The organism is Geotoga petraea (assembly GCF_900102615.1).
GTDB classification, from domain to species: Bacteria; Thermotogota; Thermotogae; order Petrotogales; family Petrotogaceae; genus Geotoga; species Geotoga petraea.
On sequence record NZ_FMYV01000008.1, the window covers coordinates 47,174 to 69,379 of the forward strand.

18 protein-coding genes are annotated in these 22,206 nt (G+C 31.7%); 9 read left to right on the forward strand and 9 right to left on the reverse strand.

All coding sequences use genetic code 11. The features are described from left to right. Positions 1-201: 201 nt before the first annotated feature. On the forward strand, positions 202-2,115 hold the full coding sequence (locus BLS00_RS09045; RefSeq protein WP_176759889.1) for a methyl-accepting chemotaxis protein: 1,914 nt from the start codon (positions 202-204) through the stop codon (positions 2,113-2,115). Between the two features lie 455 nt (positions 2,116-2,570). On the opposite strand, the gene BLS00_RS09055 is transcribed toward BLS00_RS09045, so the two are convergent. From BLS00_RS09055 to BLS00_RS09070, 4 genes are all read right to left on the reverse strand, one after another. Then, the gene (locus BLS00_RS09055; RefSeq protein WP_091405106.1) at positions 2,571-3,875 is read right to left on the reverse strand and encodes a Fic family protein; all 1,305 of its coding nucleotides are present in this window, start codon (positions 3,873-3,875) and stop codon (positions 2,571-2,573) included. A gap of 917 nt (positions 3,876-4,792) precedes the next feature. Further along, positions 4,793-5,167, reverse strand: coding sequence for a HEPN domain-containing protein (locus tag BLS00_RS09060; RefSeq protein WP_167849000.1), 375 nt, complete (start codon positions 5,165-5,167; stop codon positions 4,793-4,795). Further along, positions 5,148-5,480 (reverse strand): nucleotidyltransferase domain-containing protein, encoded by a 333-nt coding sequence (locus BLS00_RS09065; RefSeq protein WP_205742428.1) that lies wholly within the window; start codon positions 5,478-5,480, stop codon positions 5,148-5,150. The genes BLS00_RS09060 and BLS00_RS09065 overlap by 20 nt, the downstream gene beginning before the upstream one ends. 156 nt (positions 5,481-5,636) lie before the next feature. After that, positions 5,637-6,578, reverse strand: coding sequence for an Rpn family recombination-promoting nuclease/putative transposase (locus tag BLS00_RS09070; protein ID WP_091405111.1), 942 nt, complete (start codon positions 6,576-6,578; stop codon positions 5,637-5,639). Positions 6,579-6,699: 121 nt separating this feature from the next. Here BLS00_RS09070 and BLS00_RS10625 point away from each other — a divergent pair, with 121 nt between their 5' ends. The 5 genes from BLS00_RS10625 (at position 6,700) to BLS00_RS09080 (ending at position 12,058) form a co-directional block, all read left to right on the forward strand. Beyond that, positions 6,700-6,876, forward strand: coding sequence for a hypothetical protein (locus tag BLS00_RS10625; RefSeq protein ID WP_176759890.1), 177 nt, complete (start codon positions 6,700-6,702; stop codon positions 6,874-6,876). 46 nt (positions 6,877-6,922) lie between these two features. Further along, positions 6,923-7,063, forward strand: a complete 141-nt coding sequence (locus BLS00_RS10630) for a hypothetical protein (protein WP_176759891.1) — start codon at positions 6,923-6,925, stop codon at positions 7,061-7,063. Between the two features lie 54 nt (positions 7,064-7,117). Then, positions 7,118-9,322 carry a TIM-barrel domain-containing protein gene (locus BLS00_RS09075; protein ID WP_091405113.1) on the forward strand — a complete coding sequence of 735 codons (2,205 nt, stop codon included), beginning with the start codon at positions 7,118-7,120 and terminating at the stop codon, positions 9,320-9,322. A 113-nt stretch (positions 9,323-9,435) separates the two neighbouring features. Continuing rightward, the gene (locus BLS00_RS10635) at positions 9,436-9,573 is read left to right on the forward strand and encodes a hypothetical protein (RefSeq protein ID WP_167848998.1); all 138 of its coding nucleotides are present in this window, start codon (positions 9,436-9,438) and stop codon (positions 9,571-9,573) included. After that, complete coding sequence (locus tag BLS00_RS09080) at positions 9,554-12,058, forward strand: ATP-dependent Clp protease ATP-binding subunit (RefSeq protein WP_091405116.1); 2,505 nt, start codon at positions 9,554-9,556, stop codon at positions 12,056-12,058. The genes BLS00_RS10635 and BLS00_RS09080 overlap by 20 nt, the downstream gene beginning before the upstream one ends. A 51-nt stretch (positions 12,059-12,109) precedes the next feature. Here the strand turns inward: BLS00_RS09080 and rd are convergent, their stop codons facing one another. From rd to BLS00_RS09105, 5 genes are all read right to left on the reverse strand, one after another. Next, on the reverse strand, positions 12,110-12,271 hold the full coding sequence (rd, locus tag BLS00_RS09085; RefSeq protein WP_091405119.1) for a rubredoxin: 162 nt from the start codon (positions 12,269-12,271) through the stop codon (positions 12,110-12,112). Between the two features lie 35 nt (positions 12,272-12,306). Next, the gene (locus BLS00_RS09090) at positions 12,307-12,660 is read right to left on the reverse strand and encodes a class II SORL domain-containing protein (protein ID WP_091405122.1); all 354 of its coding nucleotides are present in this window, start codon (positions 12,658-12,660) and stop codon (positions 12,307-12,309) included. 22 nt (positions 12,661-12,682) lie between these two features. After that, on the reverse strand, positions 12,683-13,201 hold the full coding sequence (locus BLS00_RS09095) for a rubrerythrin family protein (RefSeq protein WP_091405125.1): 519 nt from the start codon (positions 13,199-13,201) through the stop codon (positions 12,683-12,685). Positions 13,202-13,300: 99 nt separating this feature from the next. Beyond that, a complete protein-coding gene (locus BLS00_RS09100; RefSeq protein ID WP_091405128.1) occupies positions 13,301-15,118 on the reverse strand; it encodes a heme NO-binding domain-containing protein in 1,818 nt (605 codons plus the stop codon). 81 nt (positions 15,119-15,199) lie between these two features. After that, positions 15,200-15,511: an STAS domain-containing protein gene (locus BLS00_RS09105; protein WP_091405130.1), complete on the reverse strand. Its 312-nt coding sequence runs from the start codon at positions 15,509-15,511 to the stop codon at positions 15,200-15,202. Between the two features lie 218 nt (positions 15,512-15,729). On the opposite strand from BLS00_RS09105, the gene BLS00_RS09110 reads away from it, so the two are divergent. From BLS00_RS09110 to ileS, 3 genes are all read left to right on the forward strand, one after another. Next, a complete protein-coding gene (locus BLS00_RS09110) occupies positions 15,730-18,492 on the forward strand; it encodes a sensor histidine kinase (protein WP_091405131.1) in 2,763 nt (920 codons plus the stop codon). A gap of 14 nt (positions 18,493-18,506) precedes the next feature. Continuing rightward, on the forward strand, positions 18,507-18,863 hold the full coding sequence (locus BLS00_RS09115; RefSeq protein WP_091405134.1) for a response regulator: 357 nt from the start codon (positions 18,507-18,509) through the stop codon (positions 18,861-18,863). Between the two features lie 541 nt (positions 18,864-19,404). Further along, positions 19,405-22,161 (forward strand): isoleucine--tRNA ligase, encoded by a 2,757-nt coding sequence (gene ileS / locus BLS00_RS09120; protein ID WP_091405136.1) that lies wholly within the window; start codon positions 19,405-19,407, stop codon positions 22,159-22,161. The last annotated feature ends 45 nt before the right edge of the window (positions 22,162-22,206 follow it).

A 22,206-nucleotide genomic window follows, 5' to 3' on the forward strand; every position in this document is an offset into this window, starting at 1 on the left:
TTAGTGAAACAAAGTGCCTAAACTCCCCTGTGCTTCGCACTTCCCCTCTAACACATTTAGAGGGGATTAGTGCTTAAACACCCCTGTGATAGAAATCATAAATGATTTTTGTTGGAGAATCGAGGTTGGAGGGGAAAGATGCATAGTGTTTTTTCATATGCTATAATATTTATAATAATTAAATTTAGGGGGGTTTTTAATATGAAAATCAGAACAAAGATTATTTATTTGATTTTGTTTGTTTCTGTTTTACCGCTTTTGGTTATTTCTGTATTCAGTTTTGTTAGTTTTTACAACACTTCTGAAAATTCTATCGAAACTTCAATTTTAAATCAGCAGAGTAACCAAATCCAGGCTGTTAATTCTTATATAGAACCAGTAAAAGAATTGACTAATTATATTTCCATTAATTTAGCAAATAACGGGCTTACGTGGACTTTTCAGAATTTTGGAAATATTGTAGATTCTTATTCAGCGGTGGATAATGTTTATCTTGCTTTGAACGATGGAACTTTTATTACAAAACCAGACAGAGATTTAGAGAATTACAATGCTTTAGAAACCGTTTGGTATAAGAATGCTTTTGGAAAAGAAGATGTAGTACTTACCTTACCATATAAAAAAGGTTTTGGTGAAAATAAGTTAACGATAACTTTTGCTTCAGCTTTCACAAGCTCTGGGATGAATGGAGTTTTAGGGATAGACATGAATTATAATTCTTTGGTTAGCTTGATTTCTAACACAGTTTACGACGGTCAATTCAACTATATTATTGACTCGGATGGAAACCTTATTGCCTCTTCTGGAGATTTACCTTTTGATTATAATAGCATTCCAAAAGAATCAAAAGGCAAAAACATTGTCACTGTAGAAGATAGAAATTTTTATTTTAAAGATTTTGAGAATAGAGACTGGACATTGTATTCAACAATTCCAACATCTCTTATTTCTAGCACGTCTTTTGCTAATTCTATCAACATAGCTATTTTAGCTCTTGTTGTTTTTGTTGTAGCAATTATATTATCATATTTTTTCATAAGATCAGTTATACGACCTATAAAAGAATTATCTGTAAAAGTAAACTCTTTTGGTAACGGGGATTTGACTGTAGACTTTAAGACAAATAAGAATGACGAAATTTCTATAATAGCGAAAGAATTGGATAGCATGGCCAAAAAATTAAGGGTATCTCTAATAGAGTTTAGAAATATTGGGGTGAAAATAGAAACTTCTTCCAAGAGTCTTTCTGAAATATCCAATAAAAATACATTAGAAAACAAAAACATTTTAGATCAAACAGAAAGGATAGAACAAGACACTGAAAGTTCTGCATCTGCAGTAGAACAAGTTACTGGTGGAGTTCAAGAAGTTGCTTCTTCTGCCACTTCTATATCAAAAGAAGCTCAAAACTTAAACGAATATGCCGAAGACACTTATAAAAACACCTCTGATGGTCTTGAAGCAATTGGTAAGATAAAAAATGTTATAGAAGAAGCTGTTAAACAATCAAATAAAACCCAAAAAAGTGTCGAAGTTTTAAATGCAAATACAGAGGATATAGAATCCATTATTGAAACAATAGACAATATTACAGAACAAACTTCTTTGCTTGCGCTTAACGCTGCAATAGAAGCGGCAAGGGCTGGAGAAGCTGGGAGAGGATTTGCAGTTGTTGCAGATGAAATAAGAAAACTTGCAGATGATTCAAAATCATCTACTGAAAAAATAGCCAAAGTATTAGACAAAATTAAAAATAACACACAAACTGTTAATGATGGTACAAATAAAACAGTTGGTGTTATCCATGAAATAGACGACGAAATGCAAAATATATCTGATAGATTTAACAAAATCTATTCTAAGATAGAAGACATGAACAATGGTATTGAAAATCTAACAGCAAGTTCAGAAGAACAGAGTGCAAGTTCCGAAGAGATGAGTTCTGCTATGGACAAGGTGGCTAAGTCTATTCAAGAAATCACCGAGAAGATTTCTCTTACTATAGAATCCGTGAATAAACAGCAGAGCGAAAGTGAAAAGGTTGAGTTGAACAGTGAAGAGCTTCATGATCTTTCCGCTCAGTTAAATAGAAATATAAATAAATTTAAACTTTAAAAAATTGTCATAAAGGAATCGCTTTGCGATTCCTGTTGATGGGGGTTAGTGAGAATTTGTTTTACAAATTCTCAGTTGTTGGTGTGGGAATTATTTCATAATTCCTGTTGGTTGTTAGTGAAACAAAGTGCCTAAACTCCCCTGTGCTTCGCATTTCCCCTCTAACACATTTAGAGGGGATTAGTGCCTAAACTCCCATGTGATAGAAATCAAAGATTTCTGTTGGAAGTTGGCGTGGGAATTATTTCACAATTTCTGTTGTTAGTTGCTGATTGTTGGTTGATAGTAAAACCTCTAAAACACCCCGTCAGTTTCACTGACACCCCTCTAATGGTCATTTTAGAGGGGATTTATAACCCATGCTCAGAGTGTGAAAAAAAATCGAGATGATAAACCTTAAACATAAAATAAAAGCTGCTGAAAGCAGCTTATAATTTTGATACTCCAATATTTATCTATTTTTTATCTTCTTTTTTTTGTATAACTATGATTTTATAATTGTATTTGTCTTTTATTTTATTAAAAAATTTTGGAGATATTTTTATTGCAAGCAGCAAAGAATTTTTATGGTTATCTTGTTTTCTTGGGGTAATATACCTGATTTTTAATTCTTTGTTGTAATTGGTTTCTTTATTTTTCAGTAATTCTTCTGTGTCTATTAAATCTTTTAGATCTTTTAAAAGTTTTTGATTTTCTACAGCTATCTCTAAATCTATTTCTTCGTTTAAACATACTCCTATACTGTAATTAAAAGCTTCATCTATGTTTTCTGTGTAATAAAATATCTCGTTTTTTGTTTTTTCTTTTATGGCACTTTTTGAGGTATTCAAAATATTAAAATATTTTTTTGGAATATACCATTTACCTTCCTGCTTTTTTGCTATCAAATTTCCTCTTCTTATATCTTTTGATATTGTGTCTTGTTTTTTATTCAGTATTTTTGCTACTTCTTCAGTTGTATAGAAATCATTTTCTTCCATACATATATAGTTATCAAACGATTCTATTAAGGCCCTTTTTATTAGCTGTTCTAAGTCTTCGAAGTTTCCTTTGTTTATTATTTTATCTATTTCTTGTGGTGATTTATTTGGGGTTGTTTTGAATACCTGATTTATTCCAACATCGCCTTTTTCCAGGGCTTTGTAATATTCTTTTCTGTCATTTTCTTTTAATCCTTTTATTACTATGTTTGGATATCCTTTCATCAACAATATATAGTTCATAACTATTCTGCCTGTTCTACCATTTCCATCGTTGAAAGGATGAATGCCTTCAAAATAATTATGTATTCTTGCCATCGCTTGATATATATTATACTTTTTTAATGAATAATTTACGTAGTTTATCCAGTTTTCAACCCAGAAATCTATGTCATTTTCTGGTGGATTTATATTTGGTGCATAGTGAATATCTATATTATTATTTCTGAATACACCTTTTATTTTTTCGTTTGATGATCCACTTAATAGTTGTTTTTGTATTTGTCTTATTGTGGCCTTGCTTAGTGCAAATTCGTTGTCTTTGTAGTATTCTATTGCGTAACTGTACATATGTTTAGCTGTGGAAAAGTAGTTTACTATTTCGTCATCTTCGTCATAATTTCCCTTTATTATAGATTTTAAATCTTTTTCTGAAGAAACTATTCCTTCTATTTGTAGAGAATGTCTGGTATCGTTTTTTATCATGTAAAGCCATTCTTTGTTAGTGATATCTATTTTTTCAAGCTTAAATATCTTTTTTCTTGGTAATATCAAATCCATCTTTTCACCCCTATTGTCCGGATAATAGTTTACTTAATGTTTAAATATTACTTTTATTTCATATTTATTGTTGGTTTTATAGATTGTATGATTAAATCTTGTTTTAATAATTCGGACAAAAATTATTTTTTATTTTTTAGAGTAATCCCTTTATTAAATATACTTTTAAATACTTATTGTATTATTTTATTATATCACATTTCTTTTTAAATTTAACTTTCTATATCCCTTTAAAATAAAGGTTTTTGTTTTATGTTTATATTTTAGAAATCTTATGGAAATCATAAATGATTTTGGATGGAGGATGAGTAGAAATTGTAAAACAATTTCTGTTGTTGGTTGTTGGTTGTTGGGGGGGAATTATTTCATAATTCCTGTTGTTTGTTGTTGGTTGTTGGTTGTTAGTGAAACAAAGTGCCTAAACTCCCCTGTGCTTCGCATTTCCCCTCTAACACATTTAGAGGGGAGTTAAAACCTAAAACACCACTGTGATGGAAATCAAAGATTTCTGTTGGAAGTTGGCGTGGGAATTATTTCATAATTCCTGTTGTTAGTTGTTGGTTGTTGGTTGGAAGAGAAAAAGCAAAATCTCTAAAACACCCCGTCAGTTTCACTGACACCCCTCTAATGGTCATTTTAGAGGGGATTAGTGCTTAAACTCCCCGTGATAGAAATCATGAAATGATTTCTGTTGTTTGTTGATAGTTGTTAGTTGTTTGTAAAACCAAAGGCAAAATCTCTAAAACACCCCGTCGGTTTCACTGACACCCCTCTAATGGTCATTTTAGAGGGGATTAGTGCTTAAACTCCCCGTGATAGAAATCATGAAATGATTTCTGTTGTTTGTTGATAGTTGTTGGTTTTTGGTAAAAAATACAAAAGCCTCCTTTTTCAAAGGAGGCAATAGCTTAATATTATTATATTTTTTTATTAATTAAATCAATAATTTTCTTTACATCTCTCAAAGCTATTTCAGCATCTTCTCTTATTATATCCATGAAATTAGGATACCTTATATTGACTCCGTAATTAGTTAATCTAATACATTCTTTTGTTATTTTTTCAAAATCTTTATCTCTCTCTATACACTTTTTGTTTAAAAAAACTAAGTCATGTGTTTTTGCTATTGGCTCACCATTAAATATCAAATAAGCTTTCAAATATTTCTCTGCAGCTTGTTCACAATGATAACAGATTATCTCTAATGGAGGGGTGTCGATTTCAATCATTGTTTTTGCTGTTAATAAATCTTTTTCAGCAATTTTTATCCATTCAAGATGCTCTTTTTTCATAGATAACAACTCCATTGTTAGAAATCTTATTTTCTAAACTTGTTTTTGAGTTAGCTCTTTCAATAAATTCTTCTGGTTTATATACAATTATATCTAAAGGGTAATCAATAGAATATCCTATTTTTTCCCTTATATCGTTCATTATTTCTATTTTTCTTTTATTTCCATCAGAGATTATACACAGGTCTATATCGCTATTTATGTTTGGATTACCATAAGCATATGAACCAAATAGGTATATTTTTTTAATGTTTTCTGTATCTTTTATTTTATTGGTAATTTTTTCTATTTCATTTTTAATATTTTTGTTCATATGATCACCTCAAATTAATAATTATTATATTTTAATTATATCAAATTTTTTTCGAATATTGACTAATGAAATCTCTCTATGCGACTTTTCGTATCTTAGTCGAGATATTTAAGTTTCTACCTATTAAAAAAGCCCCCTTTTAAAGGAGGCTGTAGATTAATTCTTGTTTTGATTCATTTCTTCTTCAATTTTTTTGATTTGTTCAATTGAAATTCCCATGGCTTTTGAAATTACTTTTTTATCAACATTTTCTCTTAAAAAATTCCTAGTGGCTTCTATCTTTTCTTTTTGAATTCCCTGTTGTATTCCCTGTTGTATTCCCTGCCTTATAGCTTCTTCTTTTTCTTTAATATATTTCTTTGCAAAACTTTCATACATTTCTTGCACCTCCTCATAGTGCTTTATCTCTTCTTCTATATCCGTGTCTGTTTTTTCTGATAATATTTTTATAAATCCATAAAAATGACTTCTAAATTTTTCTTTCTCTGTTTCTTCAAATTGTTCAAATATCTCTCTTGATTTTTCTAATACTTCTAATATATCTTTGTTTTCTATCTTTTTGTCTAAATATAGTAATGTTCCCATTGCATTTTTTAATCCTAATAGTTTTTCTTCTTCTATTTCGTTTAATTCTATTTTATGGTATTTGAAGTTTGGGATTAGCTCTTTAAAATTTTCTGATTCTTTTATTTTTTGTTTTAGTTCTATTGGTGGTGTCCACCTCTTTTCTCCATCATAGAACAGTATCGGTATTATTGGAGGTAACTTGAAGTTTTTCTTTTTTGATTCCTTTTTATTGTTTTCTATATAATGATCCCATATTTTTACCATATAGTTCAAAAATCTATATACCATTAATTGATCAATACTACTCTGATGCTCTAGCAATATGTATAAATATATTTCTTTTCCATCTTTTTTTATTTTGTATAGTACATCGCTTCTTTTTTCTGTATAATCTTTTGATATAAAATCTGTTTTTTCTTGAATTAAATCTTTTTCTTTCAGTCCTTCTATTGGGAAAAATGCTTTCATAAATTCTAAAAATATGTGCTTATCATTTAATAGCTCTTTGAATTTTTTATCTTTTTCCCCCATTTCTCACCTCCATTATACCAAATTTTTATTAAAATATTATATATACATATGTTCGTATAATTATACATAATTATATTTCTCTTTGTCAAGTGGCTTTTTAGCTGGTCGGAGGTGAAACAAAGTGCCTAAACTCCCCTGTGATAGAAATCATGAAATGATTTCTGTTGTTGGAATAGGAATTGCTTTGCAATTCCAGTTGTTGGTTGTTGAGATTTTTCTTTCAGAAAAATCGTTGTTGGTATGGGAATTATTTCATAATTCCTGTTGTTGTTTGTTGATAGTTGTTAATTGTTTGTAAAACCAAAGGCAAAATCTCTAAAACACCCCTGTGATAGAAATCATAAATGATTTTGGATGGAGAATCGAGGTTGGACGTTGGAAGAGAAAAGGCAAAATCTCTAAAACACCCTGCCAGTTTCACTGACACCCCTCTAATGGTCATTTTAGAGGGGATTTCTTTTCTAAATCCATTTGAACTGACATAGTGATTGTATAAATGGTATAATTGATATGGACAATCTATTATGGGAGGGAGAGCGATGTTTAAAAAACAAATGGTTTTGGACGATGTGATTTTGTTTAGAACAGGTAAACCGTTTAACACTACTGCTGTTATTAAAGAGATAACAGATGATTTTGATAACTCTGAAGATTTTCCGTATTTTGAAGTGAAAGAGTATGAAAATTATTATGAATTTGTTTATGAAATGGATAAAGATGATTATGTTTACGGGCTTGGAGAGCAATTAGGGGCTTTGAATAAAAGGGGTAAAGAATACAAACTTTATTCGACAGATGACCCAATCCATACTCCGGAAAAAGGATCTTTATATGGTTCTCATCCTTTCGCTTTTATAGACGGAAGCAAGAAGTTTGCTTTTATGATCGATTTTCCAGGAGAAATTGTTTTTGATATTGGATATACGCACAAAGATTTAATGACTGTTAAAGTTCCTTCTAAAGATTTTGATTTTTATCTTTTTGATATTGAGGATAAATACGAAGTCATAAAAAAATATTTGGAACTCACTGGTTCTCCTTTTGTTCCTCCAAAATGGAGCTGGGGTTTCCAACAGTGTAGATGGAGTTATCCAGATGCAGATACTATCAACAATATAGCAGAATCCTTCAGAAAAGACGGCATCCCTTGTGACGCCATATATATGGACATAGATTATATGAAAGACTACAAAGTTTTCACAGTTGACGAAGAGAAATTTCCTAACTTTGAAGATTTTGCTAAAAACTTGAAAAAAGATGGGTTTAAATTGGTTCCTATTATTGACCCCGGGGTTAAAATAGAGGATAATTACAGTGTTTACGAAGAAGGAAAAGAAAACAATTATTTCTGTAAGGACAAAGACGGCGAAGACTTTGTCGCAGCAGTTTGGCCAGGATTAACTCATTTTCCTGATTTTTTAAACAAAGAAGCTCGAAAGTGGTGGGGAGAGAAGTACAAATTTTTTACAGATAAAGGGATTTACTCTTTCTGGAACGATATGAACGAACCATCTATTTTTTATTCTTTAAAAGGTTTCAACAAATTGGTTGAAATTGGAGAAAATCTCAGGGGAAATGAAGATATGGGTATCAAATCTTTCCTCGCCAAAGAACAGATGTTCGACATGGCCAACAACAGAGAAGATTATAAGAGTTTTTACCATAGAGCGGATGATGGAAGTACAGTTAACCACGATTTGGTTCACAATTTGTATGGATATTTCATGGCAAAGGCTACTGTAGAAGAAGGTTTCGATAACATAATACCAAATCAAAGATATCTGCTTTTATCCAGAAGTTCTTATTTAGGGCACCATAGAATTGCGACTATTTGGATGGGAGACAACATGTCATGGTGGGATCATATGCTTGTTCAAATGAGAATGTTGCAATCGTTGAATATGGCTGGATTTTTCTACACCGGTGCAGATGTAGGGGGTTTTGGGTCAAACGCTTCTCCAGAGCTTGTTATTAGATGGATGCAACTTGGTGCTTTTACACCACTTTACAGAAATCATTCAGCACTTGGAACAAGAGAGCAAGAACCTTTTGCCTTTGACGAAGAAACAAAAGATATTATGAGGGATATTATAAGACTTAGGTATTCTCTTATCCCATATTCTTATTCTGAATATATGAAATCAGTTAGCGAACTCAGACCATTTATCAAACCGCTTCATATGGATTATGAAGGAAAAAGGGTTAAAGAAATTGAAGATCAATATATGTACGGTGATTCTATAATGGTTGCACCAGTTCACACGCAGAATGCCAAAGGAAGGTTTGTTCATCTGCCAGGTGATGATAAATGGTTATGCTGGGTTGCGTCTAAATACGATGAAAGAAAGATGTCTATTTATTTCCCTGGTGATTTCTACGTTGATGCTGACTTGAATGAAATCCCACTTTTTATAAAAGAAAACAAGTTGATCACCATTTCTGAACCTATGAATTACGTTGGTGAAAAAGAAATAGAAGAAATAACAGTTATTGGGCTAGTTACTGACAAAGCAGAATTTACCTATTACGAAGATGATGGAGAAACAAAAGATTATCAAAAAGGTAAGTTTGCAGAGGCTTTGATTACAGTAGAAAAAGAAGGAAATGAGTATAAATTTTCTGTTGAAAAAGATGAACACGAGAATCCTGAAACCGGAGAAACTTATGAATTGGCTATAAAGAGGATCAAATTTGAGATATACGACGAACACGGAAACATAATAGAAAACACCATAGAAATATAATCAAAAAACCGAGCTTTTGACAGCTCGGTTTTTTTTTGTTATAATATATTTGTAGTTAGCAATCTTATGTTACGAATGATAAAACATTATTTTCGGAGGTGTAACTTAAATAAATGGACAAAAAGAAGAATATTGTTTTAAAAGCTGAAAATATAAGCGAAGAAATATATGAAGATATTTTCGAACAGTATTTTGATTCAGAAGAAGAAGATATAATCGGAGGTGAAGAAAATGAGATTGAATCCAAATGATTTTACAGAAAAAGCGCTAAAAGCCTTACAAGATGCTCAAACTTTTCTTGCAAGTACCCAAAGCAATTTGATGAAACCTGAGCATTTGCTTTATTCTGTTGTGGAACAAGACGACAAATATGTAAACGAGATTTTTGATGTGGAAGATTTAGATAGTTTGTTGAATGATTTAGACAATGCAATATCAGAAGATATAGGAATGAGATATTCAGGACCAGTAGGCGGGCTTTATTTGTCTAACAACTTGGCGAGAGCGCTGGAAATAGCCAAAAAAGAATTGAGAAAATTAAATCAACACAAAATTTCTTTGATGGGAATTGTGCTGGGAATTTTTCTCGAGAAGAATTCAATGGCTTCTAAAATACTTAACAAATATACAAATGAAAAAATTATAAGAAAGCAGTTGAAAAAACAAATTGACGAAAACGACGAAGAGGATTCTTCAAGACAAAGAGATCCTTTAAAAAAATATACTATCGATTTGACAGAAGAAGCTTCTAAAGGGAAGTTAACTCCTGTTATAGGAAGGGAAAAAGAAATTCAGAGAATTATTGAAATTCTTTCCAGAAAAACTAAGAACAACCCTGTTTTAGTCGGAGATGCTGGTGTTGGTAAGACAGCTATTATAGAAGGATTAGCTCAAAAAGTTGTTGAGGAAGACGCGCCTTATTATCTTAAAGACAAGAAAATTTTTCAGCTGGATATGACTGGACTTATAGCGGGAACAAAGTTTAGAGGAGAATTCGAAGAAAGACTGAAAAGTGTTTTAGACAGAGCAAAAAAATTGAAAGATGAAGCAATCATTTTTATAGATGAATTACAAATGCTTATGGGGGCTGGTGCAACAGAAGGTAGCACTATGGATGCTGCAAATATTTTGAAGCCTTCTCTTGCAAGAGGTGAAATAAAAGTTATTGGTGCTACTACTATGGAGGAATATAGAAAATATATAGAAAAAGACAAGGCTTTTGCAAGAAGATTTCAACCAATAGACATTGGTGAGCCTTCTGTAGAAAATGCAATTCAAATATTGGAAGGACTTAAAGATTCTTACGAAAAACACCACGGTGTCGAGATAACTGATGGAGCTGTTAAAGCAGCTGTTAACCTTTCTCACAGATATATAACAGATAGGTTTTTGCCAGATAAGGCTATCGATCTTATAGACGAAGCCTCTGCAAAGGTAAAACTCAAAATAAACACAAAACCTGGTGAAATTAGAGAAATTGAGAAAAAACTTCTTAGCTTAGAAGATGAAATAAATAAATTGACTATAGACAAACAATATGAAGAAGCAGCAAGAAAAAAAGCTGAATATTTCGATGTTCAAAAAGAGCTTGAAGCTGCTAAAAAAATGGCTGAACAGAACAAAGAAAAAGACAATATTAGTGAAAAAGTAGATGAAGAAACTATTGCATACGTTGTTCAACAGTGGACAGGCATCCCTGTTACAAAGATGTTGAGCGATGAAAGAGAAAAACTCATAAATCTTGAAGACGAACTACACAAAAGAATGGTCGATCAAAATGAAGCAGTTAATATTATTTCAGAAACTATAAGAAAATCAAGAGCAGGCTTAAAAGACCCAAGAAGACCTCTTGGAAGTTTCTTGTTCTTAGGTCCAACTGGTGTTGGTAAAACTGAGCTGGCCAAGTCCATTGCTGATTATCTTTTTGGTGATGAATCAGCACTTATAAGAATAGATATGAGTGAATACATGGAAAAATATTCTGTTTCCAGACTTATTGGTGCAGCTCCAGGATATGTAGGCTATGAAGAAGGCGGACAATTAACAGAAAAAGTAAGAAGAAAACCTTATTCAGTTATTTTGTTGGATGAAATAGAAAAAGCACACCCAGATATTTTCAATATTTTACTACAAATCATGGATGATGGAAGATTAACAGATTCCCAAGGTAGAACTGTTAACTTCTCCAATACTATAATAATAATGACATCTAATCTTGGTTCTGAGCTTATAAGTAAATCCAAAAAAACAGTTGGATTTATAGAAGAAAATGCTGAGAATTATAAAGACATTAAAGAACAGGTTATGTCTTCTGTGAAGAAGGCCTTCAGACCAGAATTTATAAACAGATTAGATGATACTATCGTTTTCAAACCATTGTCTATGGAAGATATGAAGGCAATTGTAGATATAATGGTGGGAAGATTGGAAGAAAGACTAATAGAGAAGAAGCTAACTATAAAAGTTTCTGATGCTGCGAAAAAAGAACTTGCTGAAAAAGGTTTTGACCCTGTTTTTGGAGCTAGACCTTTGAGAAGAGTTATTGAAAGGGATATTGAAACCCCTCTTGCTAACAAAATAATCATGGCAGAAATACAAGAAAACGACGAAGTCTTAGTAGAGTTAGAAAACAACCAGTTAGTCGTTAAAAAAGGTAAAAGTAAAAACAAGAAAAAAGGGACCGAAGATGGAAGTAAAGCAAAGGTAAAAGAAACTGAAGACCAGAAATCTGAATAAAAACAATGGATAACATAATAAATGCCCCCGCTTAGCGGGGGCTTGTTTTTATTATTCAAAAACTTCAAAATCTTCTTTGCTTGCACCACAAATTGGACATACCCAATCTTCTGGAAGATCATCAAATGATGTTCCTGGTTCTACACCGTTATCTGGGTCTCCTTGTTCTGGATCGTAAATATATCCACATATAATACATCTGTACTTTTTCATTGGAATCACTCCCTTGTATTTTAAATGAGTGTATGTTATTCTACCTCTATTTTTTTGCTTGCTTCCCAAAGTCCGTGAATGTTACAATGAGACATTACTAACAATGTTCCTGATTTTGGTAATTTGATTTTTGTTTTTACTTTAGGTTCTCCAACAACAGGTCCAAACTCGTATCTTCCTACGTGAACTGTGTTAGGGTCTCCATCGTAATGTACATATAAGTCCATCCATTCTATATGATGTTCTACTGTGTTAGGATGGGCAATTTCTTTTCCAACTTCTACTTCAACCATAAATGGTTCGTCTTTTTTTACTTTTTCAGGGCTATCGATAGTTGGTACATGTTTTTCGTTTTTAAAATCGTCTTTTTTAATGATGTCACCAAACATACTTAAATCCCCCTTTTAATAATTATTTGTTTGAAAATGATGTAAACATCTCTTTTTTTGCACCACAAACTGGACATTTTTCTGGAGCTGCGTCCCAAGTTGTGTAGCCACAAACTTCACATATAAAATAAGTTTTCCCTTCGATATCTTTTCCTTCTGTTGCTTTTTGTTTTGCTTCTGCGTACATACCTTCATGTATTTTTTCTGCTTCAAGAGCAAAGTGAGTGCTTCTTACTGCTTCTGGTTCTTCTTGGAAATCAGCAGAGTTGTTGTAAACTGGGTACATTTCTTTAATTTCGAAGTCTTCTCCTTCTCTTGAGCTTTCAAGATTTTCTTCTGTTGAGCCAACATAACCTAAAGCTTTGAAATGGTTTTTAGCGTGAACGTATTCTGCGTGTGCTATTGCCCTCCACATATTAGCTAAGTTGTCCAAACCCTTTTTTTCTGCTTCATCAGCAAAAATCAAATATTTCATATGTGCTTTAGACTCACCACAATAAGCTTCTTCCAAAAACTGTCTAGTCATGTCTCTTTTAACCATAAAATTCACCCCTTTTTAGATTAATTTATACAAGTTAATTATAACATTTATTTTTGTAAATTATGTTACAATTTTTGCATTTCAAGGAGTAAATTTTGATTAAAATTCGATTGAATCGAAATTTCCTTTGAAACTCTTTATGAATTCTTTTGTTTTGTCCAAGTCTTCCAAGATACCCTTGATATTGTTTATGAATTCTTTAACAGATGCAGAGATTTCTTCCGCGGTAGCAGAACCTTCTTCGGATATAGCTAACAAGTTTTGTACGCTACTTGTAAGTTGTGTTAATTTATCGCCTTCGCTTTGAAGCTCTTTTAATATACTTTCTATATCTTTTGAAATTACTTTTATGTCTTCTGAAGAAGTTAGATTGGATTTTGAACTTTCTTTTAGTCTAACAGCTTCTTCTTTCATTTGATCGTATTCTCTATCCACATTATCTGTGAGTTTTTTAATTCCTTTTGAAATATTTCCCAATATTGAAGCTATTTGATTTGCTGCATTTTTAGAAGACTCTGCCAATTTTCTTATTTCATCTGCAACTACGGCAAAACCTTTTCCAGCCTCTCCGGCTCTTGCAGCTTCAATAGCGGCATTTAGAGCTAAAAGATCTGTTTGTTCTGCTATGTTGCTGACTGTTTCAACAACATTCATGATTTCGTTTGCACCTTTGTCCAAGCTTTTTGATTCATCGACTAATTCGTTGAACCTTCCACTCATAAGTTCTATTCCATCTGAAGCTTTTTCAACCATTTTGGATGATTCTGTTATGTTATCTACGGCCTTGTCTAAAGAAGTGACCATTTCGCTTTCTCTATTTATTATGGACTGTATTGAATTTACGTTTGATTCTACAACATCTGAAATTTGTTGGGCGTCTTCACTTATTTGAACAGAACTTGTGGCAACTTGCTCAACTAATTCACCCATTGAGTCTGAAAGTTCTCTCATCTCGTTTGCCCTTTCTCCAACTTTTGAAGTGAAAGTGTCAATCTCTTCAACGTCTCCAACAAAATCTATGAAAAGACCGCTTAAAGTAGTTCTTAATTCTTCAAGCTTTTTAGTCTGTTCTTCTAATGATTTTTCACCTTTAACGAGCATTGGAGAGTTGTAATTTTTATTTTTCATGTTTTCTATGGATTTTTCACTTGACTTTAAAGCGTTAGTGTACATATTTCCCATGAAGAAAAAAATAGCTCCAGCACCAACTCCAGTTAAAATACTGGATAACCACGATGAATCTATAAACATGTTTAAAACCAAGGAAAGTATAAAAGCACTCAAGAAAACTAAAAAAGTTGTTGAACTAACAAACTTTCTCAAGACACCAAATCCCATTACGCTGAAAAATTTGACTTTTTTGATTTCTGCGTATGGTTTTGAAGCTTTCACCCTTACTTTCATAAAACTACCTTCACTGTCTGAACCTTGGTCTAATATTTCGTATTCCATGTTATCGTTGAAATAATCTGCTGCTCCTTCTAAAAGACCCAAAAAGTAATATCTCATATCTCTAAATGATGAATAAGTAACAATTGCAACTTTTTCACTCTCTATATCAAAATCAATTCTTGGTGGTCTTGCACCAGGAATTCTTTTTGTTAAAGATTTATGCACGTCGTTCATAGCCGCTAAAAAAGATAGAAGGCCTTCTCTTTTGAAAAAATTTGGGTAATATGAATAAAATGTGTTGATGTTTTTCTTACCCATTTCTTTTAGAATTTCTTCTTTAGTCTTGCCTGTTCCATTTGAAATTGTGTCCACCATGCTGTAAACTTTTTTGTCTTCTACTTCTTCGGTTGGTGTGAAGTATTTATCCGTTGGTATGTTTACATTATTCATTGCTTTGTCAACTAAGTTATCCCCAAATAACTTTCTCCAAGTGTCGATCCATGTTCCTACGACCATTCCCTTCATATAAAAAACCTCCGTTTATAAGTGTTATGATATAGCCTTTTTCCTGACTAAATTATATCATAATGTCTTTTATAATTCATTTTAACTTTTTACTTCGATAATTTTATCCAGTTTGGTCATCTTAATTAACTTTAAAACGTTTTCTGTTGGCCTATACAATTGCATCTTTTTGTTGTTGTCTTTTAGATATTTGTAAAATTTCACAAGAAGTCCTATTCCCGAACTATCTAAATAGTTGAGTTTTTTAAGGTCGAAAACTACCTTTTCATTTTTTGTGTTTTTTATCTTTTTTTGAATCTCAATTGTTACTTGATTTATGTTGTATACGTCTAAATCTCCTTCAAAATAAATCCAGAAGGAATTATCGCTCATTTCTTCAAATTGTAAGTTCATTTTTTAGCTCCTCCTTAAAAAATAATATTTGATTATATATTATATTTTACCATTTTTTAATAAATTTATAATTTTCTATTATAAATTTTTTTAAATGTTGTGTTATATTTTAATATAAATTTTTACTATTTAATTTATCAAGATAATTCAGGCATCTTTTTTATTTAATGAGAGTTATAGTATAATATTATTAACAGAAAAATTTTGGAGATGATTTTATGTTTGAAAATTTAATGGGTATCATAGCAAATGAAGATCCTACTAATTTGTTGAGAATAATTTCAAAAGAAATCTCTGAACAACTATATAAAAAGATCAACAAACATAATTTAATCTTTATATACGAGCCTGCCAGAGAAGTTCTCAGGCTTATGGGTTCTTCTGTAGATTGTGATAAGCTTAGAGGTTTCAAAATCTACATGGCAGAAACTGAAGATTTACACGATTCTATTTTTCAAAAAAAGAAAACTGTTTACCCTCTCAAAGAAGATGAAAAAATTGGATGTTTGAAAGAAGAGTCTCAAATATATATATATCCAATTTACGCAAACGACACTTTTCTTGGTGCGGTTGGCCTTTTTGAAGATGACTATAATTTAGAGGAGATAAACTCCAATTTTTCTACATATGCCGTGCTTATGAATCTTGTTATGGAAGCTCTTTCTATTGAAGAGTTGAGAGAAAAAGTTACTTTGTTAGAAAATTTAACGGAAGTTATAGAAGATATATTGGACAGAGAAAAACTTATCAAAAAGATAGTAAGCGAAATACACAACTTTTTGCATGCACAAGTCAGTGCTTTTTGGGAGTATGATGAAGAATCCGAAAAACTCGTATTAAAATATGTCGAAGGAATTCATGATGAAAACATTTTAAAACACGAATTGAACTTATATGGTTCTTATGAAGGCGAAACTTTGTTTGGATCATCGGAAAAAATTGTTATAGGTAGAAGGTTTTATAATAATAAAGAAAAGGCTTTTGAAATAGACTATAGATCATCTATGTATTCAAAGATTGTTTCCGATGGAAAATCACTCGGTGTTATAGCAATATACAACAGAGAAAAAAACTATGGATACAGACCTTACAAACACTTTGACAATTTAGACTTGACTTTTTTAACAGATGCTTGTAAGAGAGCTGGAGTTGCAATAAACAGAATTTATTTATACGAAAAACTTCAAACTGAGGTTCAAAAACTCAAAAAATTTAAAAAAAGCAACGAACAGTTGATAAATCTTCAAAAAACACAGCTTGAAAAGACAAACGCTCTACACAAAATATCTCAAGCAATAAAGTCCACTTATGATATAAACAATGCGATAAAAATAATGCTTCTCGGGTTAACTTCTGGAAGGGGACTTAAGTTTAACAGGGCTCTATACCTTGAAAGGGACAAAATTCGTGGTTTTTTGATTCCAAAACTCTGGATAGGGCCAGCAGATGATGAAAATATTGGCGAGGCCTGGAACCAAGCTAACCAAAAGGCTCTTAAATATGGTGATTTGGTACAATTTTTAAGAGAAGAAGCTTTGAATATGCCAAACACAAACAAATTGACTGAATCAGTTTCTAACAAAGTTTTGGCGTATAAAGGGCACCCTATCTTGGAAAGAGTCGTTAGTAAAAGACAAATTGTAAATGTAACGTCAAATGTTTTTAAAATTAAATATGATGAATTAGAAGATATTTATGACATAATAAAAACAGAAGAATTTTTAATTTTCCCTTTAGCAGGAAGAGCTGAAACGAAAGGGATAATAGTAGTAGACAACAAGTTCAACAAAGAACCAATAACAGATATAGATTCTGAAATATTGAAACTTTTTATGGATTCAATTGGGCTTGCAATGGAAACGATAGAAAATTACAATGAATTGAGAAATAAGACTAAATCTTTGGAAGAACAGAAGAATCTTATGGATTATTATAGAAGGTTTAAAGATAATATTTTACAGAATCTCGCTGTTGGTATTGTAGTTGTTGACAGACAGAGTAAGATAATCGAATGGAACGAAAAGGCGGAATCTTTCTTTTCAAAACCAAGGGAGAATATCATTGGGAACTCTATTAACCTTATGTCTTCTACTTTTGGGGAAGACATTTTGAACACCATCGATACTATAATGGAATCTGAAGAAAGTTTGAAATATACAAATTATAAGCTAAAAATTGGGGATCAAACTAAAATTTTCGATATTCAATTTTCGCTATTGAGAAATAGAGAAGTAGGTTATGTTGAAGGAGTTATACTTGGTTTTGACGATGTTACAGAGATTTACTACCTTCAACAGGAAATGGAAAAAAGAGAAAAACTCGCTGCAATTGGTGAGATGACTTCGCGTATTGCTCATGAAATAAGAAATCCTTTAACTGTTATTGGAGGATTTTTGAATAGAATGTATAAAAAAATGGATGATCCAATAGCTGTTGAGAAATATACAGGTATAATAGATGATGAAATTTCGAGATTGGAAATAATCGTTTCGGAAATATTGGAGTATTCGAGAGGACAAAAACTTCCAGAGTTTGAGGAGATTGATTTAAACAAATTAATAGAAGATGTCCTCATAATGTACGAAGATTTTATAAAACAAAAGAATATAACTTTAGAAAAAGCGAAGAACGTGGATAATATCTACGTGAATGTGGACAGAAACAGAATTAAACAAGTTCTCATCAACCTTTTAAAAAATGCAATTGAAGTTGTGACAAATGAGGGTAGGATAGAAATCAAAAGTGGTATTGACGAAAAACACAGAGCTTTTTTCCAAATTAAAAATAACGGAGCTCAAATTCCGGAAGAGAACCAAGAAAAACTCTTCATGCCTTTTTTTACAACAAAGACGCATGGAACAGGACTGGGACTGCCAATTTGTAAAAAGATAATAGAAGATGAACATAAAGGAAATCTTTATTTGGTAAAATCTGACGAGGATGGAACAATTTTTAGATTTGAATTACCTTTAGATTCATAAGGAGGAGGGGAATTATGGCTAAAATTTTAGTTGTAGACGACGAAGATAATGTAAGATTGTTAATTAAGGAAGAGTTGGAAGACACAGGGTATGAAGTTATAGATGCTCCAAATGCCGAAAAGGGCTTAGAAATTTTAAAAGAAAAAGATGATATTGACATAGTATGTACAGACATTGAAATGCCAGATATTAGCGGTTTAGAATTTGCTGGCGAGATTAGAAAGAAATTTGGCGACAAAAAGATTATATTTTTGACTGCATATTCACATTATAAATCTGAGATGGCTTCTTGGGCTGCAGATGCTTATGTTGTTAAATCTATGGATTTAACTGAATTGAAAGATACCATTTCTAATTTATTGAATATTTAATGAAGATGCTGGTCACCTGATGGTGGCCTTTTTAGTTGGAAGATAATGAGAATTTGTTAAACAAATTCTCGGTTGTTAGTTTTTGGTTGTTAGTTGTTAGAAAAAATTTAAAATCAAGATTAATATAAAAAAGACTTTAACCAAATTTCTAATAGTTAATTTTAGAAGAAAATTTATAAGTAAAACAATTACGAAATATAAAAACTCAAAGTAGGTCGTATAGTAGAAATTGTTTTACAACAATTTCTGTTTAGAGTTTAAGGTTGGAAGTTGGAAGAAAAAACAATGATAAACATCAAAATAAACAAAAACCAACAACCTCCAACTAATAACAAAATAAATTGCAAAGCAATTTATTTTATAAGATGTTTCACTCAGTAAAACTCCAATACTTTTCATTTTTATATTTCTACATAATTATTTAAGCTATATTAGAATTTCAACAAAAATAACGAACTATTGAGAATTATAGTACAAAATTTATCTCCATCATCCAACCAAATTATTAATTATTTAAAATACACAAACGGAGGTGTTTGTTTTGGAATATAAAGACACTCTAAATTTGCCCAAAACTAACTTCAAAATGAAGGCAAATTTAAAAGGTAAAGAACCTCTCCAGTTGAAAACTTGGAAAAAACTGGATCTGGAAAACTTAGTTAGAGAAGAAAGAAAAGATGCACCAAAATTTTTATTACATGATGGACCTCCATATGCAAATGGTGATATTCATATGGGGCATGCTTTAAATAAAATTTTAAAAGACATTGTTATTAAATATAAAACTCTCCAGGGGTTTAATACTCCTTATGTTCCTGGATGGGATACTCATGGACTTCCAATAGAGCATAAGGTTACAACCGAGATGGGAGAAGAAGCCAAGCATAAATCAAAGATTGAAATAAGAAAAGCATCTGAAAAATACGCTATGAAACATTATAAAAAACAGAGAGATGAATTCATAAGACTTGGTATAAGAGGAGATTGGGAGCACCCATACTTAACTCTTCACCATGAATATGAAGCTGCAGTTTTAGATACACTAAAGAGTCTTGTTGATTCTGGCAATGTTTATAGAAATAAAAAACCAATTTACTGGTGTTCAGAATGTGAGACTGCTTTAGCCGAAGCTGAAGTTGAATATCACGATCATACTTCACCATCAATTTACGTTAAATTTGAATATGAACCAAATACTTATATGGTTATTTGGACAACAACTCCTTGGACACTTCCTGCTAATGTTGCCATTGCAGCCCACAAGGATTTCGAATATGCAAAAATAAAAGTCAATGGGGAATACTGGATATTGGCAAAAGATTTAATAGAAAAAACTTTAAAAGCTGCAAAAATAGAAGATTATGAGATAGTGGATACTTTTAAAGGATCTGAATTAGAGGGTAAAACTGCCAAGCATCCATTTATAGATAGAGAGTCACAATTGGTTTTGGCTGATTATGTTACTTTGGAAGACGGTACGGGACTTGTTCATACTGCACCAGGACATGGTAATGAAGACTATATAACTGGTTTGAAATATAAATTACCTGTTATTTCTCCTGTTGATCATCAAGGAAAATTTACAAACGAGGTTCCAAAATACGAAGGAATGAAAATTTGGGATGCCAACAATGTAATTATAGAAGACTTGAGAGAAAGTGGACATCTCGTAGCAGTAGAAAAGATAGAACATTCATACCCACACTGTTGGAGATGTAAGAGTCCTCTAATTTTCAGAGCAACTGAACAATGGTTTATAGGTGTTGACCACAATAATTTGAGAAATAAAGTTCTTGAAGAAGTTGATAAAGTTAAATGGATCCCAGATTGGGGTGAAAAGAGATTTAAAGGTATGGTTAACGACAAACCAGACTGGTGTATTTCGAGACAAAGAGCTTGGGGTATTCCTATTCCAGCCGTTTATTGTGAAGATTGTGGAGAAGTATCTCTTACTACAGAACAATTAGATCACGTTATAAAAATAGTTGAAAAAGAAGGTACAAACGCTTGGTTTACAAAAGATGTTAACGAATTGATCCCAGAAGGGTTTAAATGTCCAAAATGTGGTGGAACGCACTTCAAAAAAGAAGAAGATATTTTAGATGTTTGGGTAGATTCAGGTTCTTCTTGGGAAGCTGTAGTCAACAAAAGAGAAGAATTAAATAAATATCCAGTTGACTTGTATTTAGAAGGGTCAGACCAACACAGAGGTTGGTTCCAGAGTTCAATCTTTTTATCTGTTGGTAAAAATGGGATCGCTCCTTATCAACAAGTTCTTACTCACGGATTCGTAAAAGACCAGGAAGGTAAGAAGATGTCGAAATCTATGGGTAATGTTATAAGTCCACTTGAAATAATAGATCAATATGGGGCTGATATTTTAAGACTTTGGGTAGCTTCTGCAGATTACCGAGGAGATATCAAAATATCTTACGATATTTTAAAACAACAAACAGAAGTTTATAGAAAATTCAGAAATACTGTAAGATTCTTACTCGGAAACATTTCTGATTTTGACCCAACAACTGATTATGTAAAATATGAAGATATGTATGAAATAGATAAATGGGCAATGACAAAATTACACGAATTAATTAAAAATGTTACCGATGCTTATGATAACTATGGATTCTATAGAGTTCATCACATGCTTAGCAGATTCTGCACTATTGATATGAGTTCAATTTATTTGGATATCATCAAAGATAGAATTTATACAGAAGGGAAAAAGTCTAAATTGAGAAGATCTGCACAAACAGCCATGTATGAAATAGCTTTGGCGTTGACTAAAATGATGACACCTATCCTTTCTTTTACAGCAGAAGAAGTTTACAGATATCTTCCAGAAAAGGCTCAAAGATTTGAAACTGTTCAATTAGAAGAATGGCCTGAATTCAAAGAAGAATACATGGATGAAAAAATCATATCTAAATGGGAAAAAATACTTGAATTAAGAGAAGATGTCACAAAAGCACTGGAAGAAAAGAGAAGAGATAAATTTATTGGAAATTCTCTCGATGCAAAAGTAATCGTAGAAACAAAAAATGAAGAATTAAAAGAACTATTGAAAGAGTACGATAATTACTTATTATCAGATGTTTTCATAACATCACAATTTGAACTTGGAGAAGTGGACGAAGGATACAACGGTAACGTTTCTAAAGTTAAAGTGGTTAAAGCAGAAGGCAAAAAATGTGAAAGATGTTGGAAAGTTGATCCTAAAACAGGTGAAGATTCTGATCATCCAGAGACATGTCCAAGATGTGCCGCTGTTTTAAGAGGAGAAAGAGAAAATTAATAAATTTTTTTAATTAGTCCATCAGTTTATCTGGTGGGCTTTTTT